Genomic DNA, 9,731 nt, shown 5'->3' with positions numbered 1-9,731 from the left:
CTATAAGAATGCTATGGAAGATATTAAAGTTACGAGCTCGATAGACCTAAAAACTTATTATGCCATCTGTTTACGTATATATTTGAAAAAGCGTGCCCTTATACTTCTGATTCCGTTTGTGCTTGTACAAATCACCATTCTTATGGAGCCGCCGGTTTCCTGGGACGAGGAGCTTTGGCTAATTGGCATTTTTGCCGCATTGTATATTTTTAGTATCTGGGCAATGTACAGGGCTTGTAAACTACAAACGCAAAGAACACCTTATCTTAAAGAAACGGTACACTATAAGCTTAATCCCGATAAAATTGAATTATCCGGCAATTCATTTACCCATGTTTGTAGCTGGGAGTATGTAGGTACGCTAATGGAGCGCGAAAAGTACTTCATGCTGTTTAACCAGAACCGGACTTTTTACTACCTGCCAAAAGATGGTTTTGAGTCGCGCGAGGCTGCTGCCGGTTTTAAAGAAATGGTAAAAGAAAAAGGCATTAAATTTTCCTATAACTGATCCCCAAAAACTTTTTAAACCTTAAATTTTAACAAATTTTCGTTCAGAAACGGCGTAAAAACGGCCGGAAATTTGTTCAAAACCCCTCATTTTAACACTTTTTAACAAATTTTGAGGTCGTTTTAATGCGTTTTTTTAAATTTAAAAAGTATTAAATTATTGATTGTCAAATAACTACACGTAAAATGGTCGGTTGTTGACCTTGTTCTACCCTTAACAAAACAGCCCGGTTATCTGGTGAAAGATAACCGGGCTGTGATTCATATAAAGATACGAAAATTTAAGCAGAATACATAAACAAACAAGTTGGCCTGTCACGCTGATCCCGTCGAAGAGGCTTGCCCGCCATGCTTCGACAGGCTTCAGCATGACATCTCCGGGTTTTTCATGGTAACGTTTCTTACTTATTCAATTCTTTCTGCCGCTTTTTTTCGGCTCTGCGTTTTTTTCGGGCTTCTTTTCGGGCCTTGTGTTCGCGTTTGTTCTTTTGATGCTCCTCCAGTCGGGCTTTGGTTTCCTGTTGTTTTTTGGCATCAACACCAACGCAGGGTTTTATACCTTCGAGCAGGGTTTTCCACATCGTTTTAAAAAAAGGCGAATCTTTAGGGCGCAGGTAAACCACATTGGCCGAACGGGGTGTTTCGCCAGCCTTATCCGGGTTGTCATGTTTGATCACGAACAGGTTGGCAAACATCGACAATACCGAACGCTTTTTCAACCGGTCATTTGCGGTATCGGCCTGGAATATGTTTACCTTCAGGTTATTATATAAAAAACCAACATGCCCTTTAAATACATTGGCATTGGCCTGTATATCAAAGCTTAACTCTTTAATGGTTCCTGAGGTAGCCTTCACCATAGCCAGTGGCATAACCGCGGGATTAATTGTTTGCAGGCTCATAGGGCCCAGGGTGCCTTTATACGTAAAGGCCGCATCTTTATCAGTTAGATTGAAAGCAAATTGTACATCCAGCTTACCCCGGTTCATGAAATAAGTGGTAAGGTTAACCATAGTAATATTGTTTTTGGCCAACGTGGCCTTGTTGGTGGTGATATTATAAAAATGACCACTGGTATTATTAAAGGTAACTGTACCCGTTTTGTTTGATTTATGATTAAACTCGGAGTACTCCACATTAATATGGTGCACGCGCAGAGTATCAATGTTCAGATCGGTACCTATCTGGTGTATCATTACATTAGGAAAGGTTTTTACCTTATCAACCGTTTCATCCTTTGTTTTATTGGGGTTGTTGAATACCCGGATGCTGCCCCGGTTCAACAGCAGGTTTGAGGCCGTTACCCGCCGGTATTTATGATAGCTTAAAAAATCAAAATTATTAAGCTGCAGGCTGTCGATATTCACCCCAAAGCGGTCGCTGTGACTTTTGCTAAAAAACAGATCTGTTTTGGCTGGTGAAAGACTTAGCCCTTCTACATTTAACTGCGATTTGAGTGTGGAAAGCTTGAGGTATTTGATCTTGTAGGTATACAAGCCACTTGCTGTTTTACCGGTATAGTTATTCAGTTCGGTTATTACATCCTTACAATAAAGCAGGCGGGAACGGTCTGTTTGCGTGGCCGAATCAATCAACAGGTCATTTGCCGTCAGGTTCATTTCCTTCAGTTCGGAAATAGCTACTTTATTGCCCGAGTAATCATGGTATTTAAACTTTACATCATTGAGCAGTATCTGCCCGATGTGGATAGATTTTAAGCTTTTGGAGATCTTTTGCCACGCCGTGCGATGATCTTTTAAAACCGTATCCTTAGTATGATTAAGCTGATAACTGATATTTACTTCGGGCTCGTTTAATATTACCCGCCCAATATTTAGTTTATGACTAAAATACAAAGTAAAAGGATGCACATGCTGTAAAACAAGTCGTTTTACCCGGAGCTCAACCAGGTTGTTTGGCGCCAGGTGCTGTTTTTTCTTTTGATTGTAAACCGCGGTATCCGGGGTGAGCGTAATATTGTAAAGTGTTAATTTCCCCTCCAGCACATGCAGGCGGGCATCGGTAAAATCAATACGGTACAGGCTATCGCTGCTGCTTAATACCACATCATGAACCTTGTTGGCCAAAATAGGCGACCAATACCGGTTAACCACCAGGGCCAGCAGAAAAATAATGATTACCGGTATCAGCACAAACTTAAATACTATTTTTTGCCACTTGTGCTTTAAAAATTTAAATTTCATTTACCGGTTTCTATCTCTTAGGGTTTTATTATTTTAGATCAACTGCTTTTGCCAGCTTTTGGTTTTAACTTCCGCTTTAATCAATAGCTTCTGGACATACTTCAGCCTTAAATTTATTAAACTTATACGGTAAAACACACCGTATTAATACCTTATTTTAATTTTTTTATAAAACATAACAAATGGCATTATATCATTCGATGTCCTTTTATAAAAATGCAGGGATTGATGCCGTAAGATAACGCGGCAGTTAACAGGTTATGGCATAAACGGTGACGAGGTAGGGTTATTGTTTTGGAGGTGAAAATGTGGTAGGACAATTTTAAACAAGCTGATGAACCGACTCGCCCTGTCATCGCTGCGCTCGACATCCCTCTCTTCGCCTGCGGCGGAAAGAGGGAGTTTTTTCTTTTTAGTTTTCGTCATCCTGAGGAACGAAGGATCTATTCTGCGATTGAAAAGTTCTATAATAGATGCTTCACTCCGTTCAGCATGACAAAGCTTTTTTCCTCTTTCTGCCGCAGGCGGATGAAGGGGAAGAGGCCTGCCCACAACTTGGGAAGATTAAATAGTTATTAAAAAAAATCAGTAATTCACTAAATCACTAATTGAATAATTAATACAAATGCTGCCAATATGTCATTTGGGTATTTAAATTTTATGTATTTTTGCAAACTAATTTTTACAATACATGATGGATTTGGTAATTCCGGATAAAACACATGACGAAAGCAGGCAGGGCGAAGCCCTAGTTTTAGAACCTGCGGCCGGTAAAAACAATGGCCGTAAGCTTTATATTGAAAGCTACGGCTGTGCCATGAATTTTTCGGACAGTGAGATAGTTGCATCAATTTTAGCCGAGCAGGGTTTTGAAACCACAGCCGATCATAACCTTGCCGATGTTATTTTTATAAATACCTGCTCCATCCGCGAAAACGCGGAGCAAAGGGTACGCAACCGGCTAAAAGAGTTTACGGTTGCCAAAGTAAAAAATCCCGGCCTGGTGGTAGGTGTGCTGGGCTGTATGGCCGAACGCCTGAAATCGAAATTTTTAGAAGAAGAAAAACTGGTTGATGTAGTGGTTGGTCCGGATGCATACCGCAACCTGCCCGAACTGATTGACCAGGTAGATAGCGGCCAGAAAGCGGTGAACGTACTGCTGTCGCGCGAGGAAACTTATGCCGATATCAGTCCTGTACGTTTAAACAGCAATGGTATCAATGCCTTTGTATCTATTATGCGTGGCTGCGATAATATGTGTTCGTTTTGTGTGGTACCATTTACCCGCGGTCGTGAACGCAGCCGAGATCCAAAATCAATTGTGGCTGAGTGTACCGATCTGTTTAATAAAGGTTACCGCGAGGTTACCTTGCTGGGGCAGAATGTGGATTCGTATAAATGGAAACAGCCTCAGCCTGCCCTCTCCAAAGGAGAGGGTTCTGATGAGCCGAATGCGGAGGAAGTCCTCTCCTTTGGAGAGGATTTAGGTGAGTCCGAAACTACCAATTTCGCTAACCTATTGGAACTGGTAGCCTTGATCAATCCTGATCTGCGGGTACGTTTTTCGACCTCGCATCCTAAGGATATCACCGATGATGTATTGTACACCATCAACCAGTACGAAAATATTTGCAACTATATACATCTGCCGGTACAATCGGGCAATAGCCGTATACTGGAAATGATGAACCGTACTTACGACAGGGAATGGTATATCAACCGTATCGATGCTATCCGCCGTATTATTCCGGATTGCGCGGTATCAACCGATGTGATCACCGGTTTTTGTTCGGAAACCGATGAGGAGCATCACGACACCGTAACCATGATGGATTACGTAAAATATGATTTTGCCTACATGTTTAAGTATAGCGAACGCCCGGGCACTTTGGCCGCGAAACGTTATGCTGATGACATCCCCGAGGAAATAAAACAAAAACGCCTGGCGCAGATTGTGGCCAAGCAGCAGGAGTATTCTTTTTACCGGATGCAAGCACGTATTGGCAAGGTAGAAAAAGTGCTGATAGAAGGATACTCCAAAAAATCAGACAAAGACTATTGCGGCCGCAGCGATCAAAACGCCATGGTAATTTTCCCGGTTGGTGATAGCTACAAACCCGGAGAGTACGTGAACGTGCTTATCGAAAAAACAACATCGGCGACGTTGATAGGGAAAGTGGTATAGTAGAGGCAAGAAGTTAGAATCAAGATATAAGACAAGAAATTGTATGCGGCATAATTTTAAGAATTTAAAAGTATGGCAAAAGGCAATGGATCTGACAGATTTAGTTTTTGATTATGGTAAGGACTTGCCTGTTAATGAGCGCTATAATTTGATTGATCAAATAAACAGATGTTCATGTTCCATCCCTTCAAACATTGCAGAGGGTTCGGGCAAAACAACAAGTAAGCATTTTACAGAGTTCTTGTCGATATCAATTTCATCGTCTTACGAGCTTGAGACACAATTATTAATTTGTGAACGAAGAAATTATGGGTCAGTAAATAAATTAAGGGAGTGTATGGAATTAGTAGCTGAGGTTCAAAGAATGATTTTTTCGTTCAGAGAACACATACTAAAAACAGGGGCTTCTCTTGATTCTTGACTCTAATCTCTTGATTCTTTTTAACAAATGGATATACAAGAAATAAAACAACGCTTTGGTATCATTGGCAATTCGCCATTGCTTAACCGGGCTATAAATATTGCTAACCAGGTATCGCCAACAGATATTTCGGTATTGATAACCGGCGAAAGCGGGAGTGGTAAGGAGGTGTTTTCGCACATCATACACCAGATGAGTCCGCGTAAGCACGGGCCGTTTATAGCGGTGAACTGCGGCGCTATACCAGAGGGTACTATTGATTCGGAATTGTTCGGTCACGAAAAAGGCGCCTATACCGGTGCTGTTGGTGAGCGTAAAGGTTATTTTGAAACGGTGAACGGCGGTACCATCTTTTTGGATGAGATTGCCGAAATGCCTTTAGGCACACAGGCGCGTTTGTTGCGCGTGCTGGAATCGGGTCAATACATCAAGGTAGGCTCGTCTAAAGTCGAAAAAACAAACGTGCGTGTTATAGCCGCTACTAATGTTGATGTGTACGATGCTGTAAAGAATGGCAAATTCAGGGAAGATCTTTATTACAGGTTAAATACTGTTCCGCTGCGCATACCACCACTGCGCGACCGGAAGGAAGATGTTTACCTGCTTTTCCGGAAATTTACGTCAGACTTTACCGATAAATACCGTACACCACCCATCCAACTGGACGATGAGGCGCAACAGATATTGATAAATTACTCATGGCCGGGTAACGTAAGGCAGCTTAAAAATATGGCCGAACAACTGGCCGTATTGGAGCGCGACCGTATCATCACCGCGCAAACACTGCTTACTTACATTCCGCACGAAACCAGCAACCGCAATTTGCCCATGCGTTTGGACAATCAGCCTAAAGAGGATTTTTCTGAAAGGGATATCCTGTATAAAGTGCTGTTTGATATGAAGCGCGATATGGTAGAACTAAAAAAACTGGTAGCCGATATTATTGAACATGGGGGAGTAGCCGCCAACTACAGTAATCATTCGCAAACTATCAATCAGTTGTACCGCGATATTGAGCTGCCCGGAAACCCCGAAGCGCAATTTACTTTGCAACAACCCGTTAATACGGTAAATAATAACAGCAATAATAATAACGTTGATGCCTATAATATAACGCATGATGCCGAAGAGGTGGAAGAATCGTTATCACTGATAGAAAAAGAATCGGACCTGATACGTAAAGCGTTAAAGAAACATAAGGGCAAACGCAAGCTGGCTGCTAATGAACTGGGTATATCAGAACGTACCCTTTACCGGAAAATAAAAGAATTAAATTTATAAGCTAAATGAAAAAGTTTTTTGGGGTCGTTGTTTGTTCGCTAAGCTTGCTGTTGTCATCTTGCTATACACTCAGAAATGCTTCTATCCCTCCGGGTATGAAAACCCTTGACGTGCAGTTTTTTGAAAATAACTCGCCCCTGGTGGTAGCCAACCTGAGCCAAACTTTTACCGAGAATTTAAAGACCCGGATACGTAACCAAAGTAGTCTAAGTCTTTCCCGTAATGCCGACGCGGATGCTACCTTATCGGGCAGTATTATAGGGTATACCATTGCGCCGGTTTCTATCCAGGCGGTAGCCAATAACGTAGCCCCTATTGCCGATGCGAACAGGCTGACGATTACCGTAAAGGTTAAATTTGTTTTTAACAGTGCAAAGACTCCTGCCGAGAAAAAGATTAGCTTTGAACAGGATTTTACCAATTATCAGGATTATAAAGGGGATATAGGAGCGCAGGAGCAAAGCCTGATAAAAACGATAACGGATAAGATAACAGAAGATATTTTTAACAAAGCCTTTTCTAATTGGTAGGCAATTCGTACTTTCAACCACGTGGATCAAGACTTGAATAACAGGCAGAACGGAATATTATTGGAATTGTTGGCTAATCCGGCTAATATCGGGCAGCAGCATAGCTATAATTTGCAGCAACTGGTTAATGAATTTCCGCAGAGCGGCTTACTGCGTGCTGTACTTGCCCGTGCAGGTAACGGCACCGATCTGAAACAGGCTGCCGCTTATTTTGATCCGCAATTTTTATACAAACTCACTCATGAGGCCGACAGTCTGGCTGTAGTATCACCAGCACAAATTGCCGGGAGTTCTGCAAATTTGGTCAGCCATCAAAACGGTGAAAACTTTGCCGGCGAAAATTATTTTAATATTGGACAGGTATCTGAACATACCATAACCAATGAACCCCTCGCTGCAGAACTGCATGCCGAGGATCAGTTTGTGAATAAGAACAGGCTGCCCGCCGAAACTGATGAAGATCACTCGGAAACACAATCTGTAGTAACTGAGCCTGTAGCTTCTGTTCCGCCTGCTCAGCACGATATAGATGATGAGGTGTATGATGAAATAAGGGGTATTGATGAACCGGCTAAACCTGTTGTTGCGCACCCTCACGATGGTATTGAAGACGAGGTTTATGATGAGATATTAGGTATTGAGCATATTCACCTTCCTAAACAGGAGAAAGTACAGGAAGAGCCTGTTGCCAATGAAAAAACAAAGGACACGGAGACCGAACCTGATGCGATATCTGAAGATTGGGTGATAGGCAGTATAGCCGGCAGCGATTACTTTATGTTTGATAAATCGGTTGCTGACCAAAGGCATCATGAAGAGGCAAAAAAAGAAGTGACTTCACCTGTGGCCGAAACAGTAACTCACGCCGATACGGAAAGTAAGGATGTATCCAGGTATGATGATGAGAAAATGCCTTATACCTTTATGTGGTGGCTGGATAAAACCCGTAAGGAATATGCCGCTACTTATCAGCCGTACTCAAGTCCTGAACCGGTAAAGGCAACCCGCGTACAGCAAGGCAATAACAGCAATGAACCTGCTGCAGATGCTTTACAGCAGCAGTACGTTGAAAATATTTTCCATGTACGGTCATTAGAGGAATTGGAAAAAACACCTCAGCCGGATGTGCCCGAGATTAAACGGAAAGAAGATGTGATCATTGACCGCTTTATACAGGAGGAGCCGCAGATACGGCCACCCGCCATGGATAAACTGGACAATGAGAACAAAGCCAAAAAGAGCTCCGAGGACCGGAATGACCTGGTAAGCGAAACACTTGCCCAGATTTACGCCGACCAAATGCTTTACCACAAAGCAATAGCTACTTATAAAAAATTGATGTTGAAATTCCCGGAAAAAAGCCGTTACTTTGCCACCCAAATTGAACAGTTAGAAAAGAAAACCAATTAATATAAAGAAATGTATTTAGTTTTAATTATCATTGCCATTATCGTTTGCATCCTTTTAGGCCTTATTGTGCTTATCCAAAACCCTAAAGGTGGTGGTTTATCATCAAATTTCTCCAGCTCATCACAATTGATGGGTGTACAAAAAACCGGTGACTTTTTAGAAAAAGGTACCTGGGTGCTGGCCATTAGTTTAATGGTGTTATCATTGGCTATTAACGTAGCTGTAAAAGGCGGTGCTTCAACAGGCAACAGTGGTTCTGTATCGCGTGAGCAAATTGAAAAAGCTTCAAAACCATCAGCGCCAGCAAGTGCACCGTTGAGCTTACCTTCAACACCAACACCTGCACCGGCTAAGCCAGATGCAAAACCTGCTAAATAACTATAGCGGTCAAAAAAATAAAAAAAGGCTTTGGACATGTCCAAAGCCTTTTTTGTGAATATAGCCTTAGAAAAACCAGAGACTTTATTGCCGATAGTAAAGGATATTATTAATTTAGTTCCCCCAGTAATTTTTAACAGCATAATAATGACGAGTTCTGTAACTAACCCGAAAAAGGGGTTTGAAGATGTCCTTGGAGGACTGTTTTTGATGATAGCATTTACATTAGTTTGGACAGTAATTAGCGAGTTTGCGCTACGTGGACGGGATTATTGGAGTATAGGTCTGCTGTTTATTATAGTGATCGGGTTTTTCCTGATCGCCTATAGGAAATTTTATACAGCATCTAAAAAAATTAAAGGCGAAGCGGTTACTGTTTCAGCCGAAGACAAGGCTAAAAGCAAGTGGTTCAACATCATTTTTATAGTAGAGGGAGTAGCGATATTTGTTGTGGTAAATGTGTTGAATAATACGGGTCATGGCAACTATTTTATCTCCAGTTTCGCGCTTATTGTGGGTTTGCATTTTTTTCCGTTAGGAAAAATTATGCAGCGCAGGGCTTATTATCTTATGGGGAGCTTTATATCGCTGGGTGCTATTCTGGGAATTATCCTGACCAATAAAGGATTTCCCGCGTACGAAGTTACCGGCATAGTAGGCGCCTGGTGCGCTCTGGCTACCTCTGCCTATGGCATAACATTAATAAGAAGAGGAAACCAATTGCTATTAAACAGCAGCACGCAAAGCTATCAGGCAGGTAGCTGAAATTGGGTTATTGCTTGTAAAATATCGCTGTTTTGCAAAAATAAGTAACT

The 9,731-nt window shown here is 41.9% G+C and carries 9 protein-coding genes; 8 read left to right on the top strand and 1 reads right to left on the bottom strand.

Features of this window, described 5'->3' with window-relative positions; all coding sequences use genetic code 11:
* Positions 1 to 13 precede the first annotated feature (13 nt).
* Positions 14 to 508, top strand: coding sequence for a YcxB family protein (locus FHW89_RS23425; RefSeq protein ID WP_172337486.1), 495 nt, complete (start codon positions 14 to 16; stop codon positions 506 to 508).
* Between the two features lie 400 nt (positions 509 to 908).
* Here FHW89_RS23425 and FHW89_RS23420 read toward each other — a convergent pair whose 3' ends face one another.
* Positions 909 to 2,711 carry a hypothetical protein gene (locus FHW89_RS23420; protein ID WP_172337485.1) on the bottom strand — a complete coding sequence of 601 codons (1,803 nt, stop codon included), beginning with the start codon at positions 2,709 to 2,711 and terminating at the stop codon, positions 909 to 911.
* A 691-nt stretch (positions 2,712 to 3,402) separates the two neighbouring features.
* Between FHW89_RS23420 and FHW89_RS23415 the strand changes: the two genes are divergently transcribed.
* From FHW89_RS23415 to FHW89_RS23385, 7 genes are all read left to right on the top strand, one after another.
* Positions 3,403 to 4,896, top strand: a complete 1,494-nt coding sequence (locus FHW89_RS23415) for a MiaB/RimO family radical SAM methylthiotransferase (RefSeq protein WP_172337484.1) — start codon at positions 3,403 to 3,405, stop codon at positions 4,894 to 4,896.
* A gap of 43 nt (positions 4,897 to 4,939) precedes the next feature.
* Positions 4,940 to 5,317 carry a four helix bundle protein gene (locus FHW89_RS23410; RefSeq protein WP_256367818.1) on the top strand — a complete coding sequence of 126 codons (378 nt, stop codon included), beginning with the start codon at positions 4,940 to 4,942 and terminating at the stop codon, positions 5,315 to 5,317.
* 27 nt (positions 5,318 to 5,344) lie between these two features.
* Positions 5,345 to 6,598 (top strand): sigma-54-dependent Fis family transcriptional regulator, encoded by a 1,254-nt coding sequence (locus FHW89_RS23405; protein ID WP_172337482.1) that lies wholly within the window; start codon positions 5,345 to 5,347, stop codon positions 6,596 to 6,598.
* Between the two features lie 5 nt (positions 6,599 to 6,603).
* On the top strand, positions 6,604 to 7,128 hold the full coding sequence (locus FHW89_RS23400; protein WP_172337481.1) for an LptE family protein: 525 nt from the start codon (positions 6,604 to 6,606) through the stop codon (positions 7,126 to 7,128).
* A 21-nt stretch (positions 7,129 to 7,149) separates the two neighbouring features.
* Positions 7,150 to 8,538, top strand: coding sequence for a hypothetical protein (locus FHW89_RS23395; RefSeq protein WP_172337480.1), 1,389 nt, complete (start codon positions 7,150 to 7,152; stop codon positions 8,536 to 8,538).
* Positions 8,539 to 8,547: 9 nt separating this feature from the next.
* A complete protein-coding gene (gene secG, locus FHW89_RS23390) occupies positions 8,548 to 8,916 on the top strand; it encodes a preprotein translocase subunit SecG (RefSeq protein ID WP_172337479.1) in 369 nt (122 codons plus the stop codon).
* A 147-nt stretch (positions 8,917 to 9,063) separates the two neighbouring features.
* Positions 9,064 to 9,681 carry a hypothetical protein gene (locus FHW89_RS23385; protein WP_172337478.1) on the top strand — a complete coding sequence of 206 codons (618 nt, stop codon included), beginning with the start codon at positions 9,064 to 9,066 and terminating at the stop codon, positions 9,679 to 9,681.
* Positions 9,682 to 9,731 lie beyond the last annotated feature (50 nt).

The organism is Mucilaginibacter sp. SG564 (assembly GCF_013149275.1).
Classification (GTDB): domain Bacteria; phylum Bacteroidota; class Bacteroidia; order Sphingobacteriales; family Sphingobacteriaceae; genus Mucilaginibacter.
Note: the sequence above shows the minus strand (reverse complement) of the source record. Positions and strands in the feature narration are given on the sequence as shown.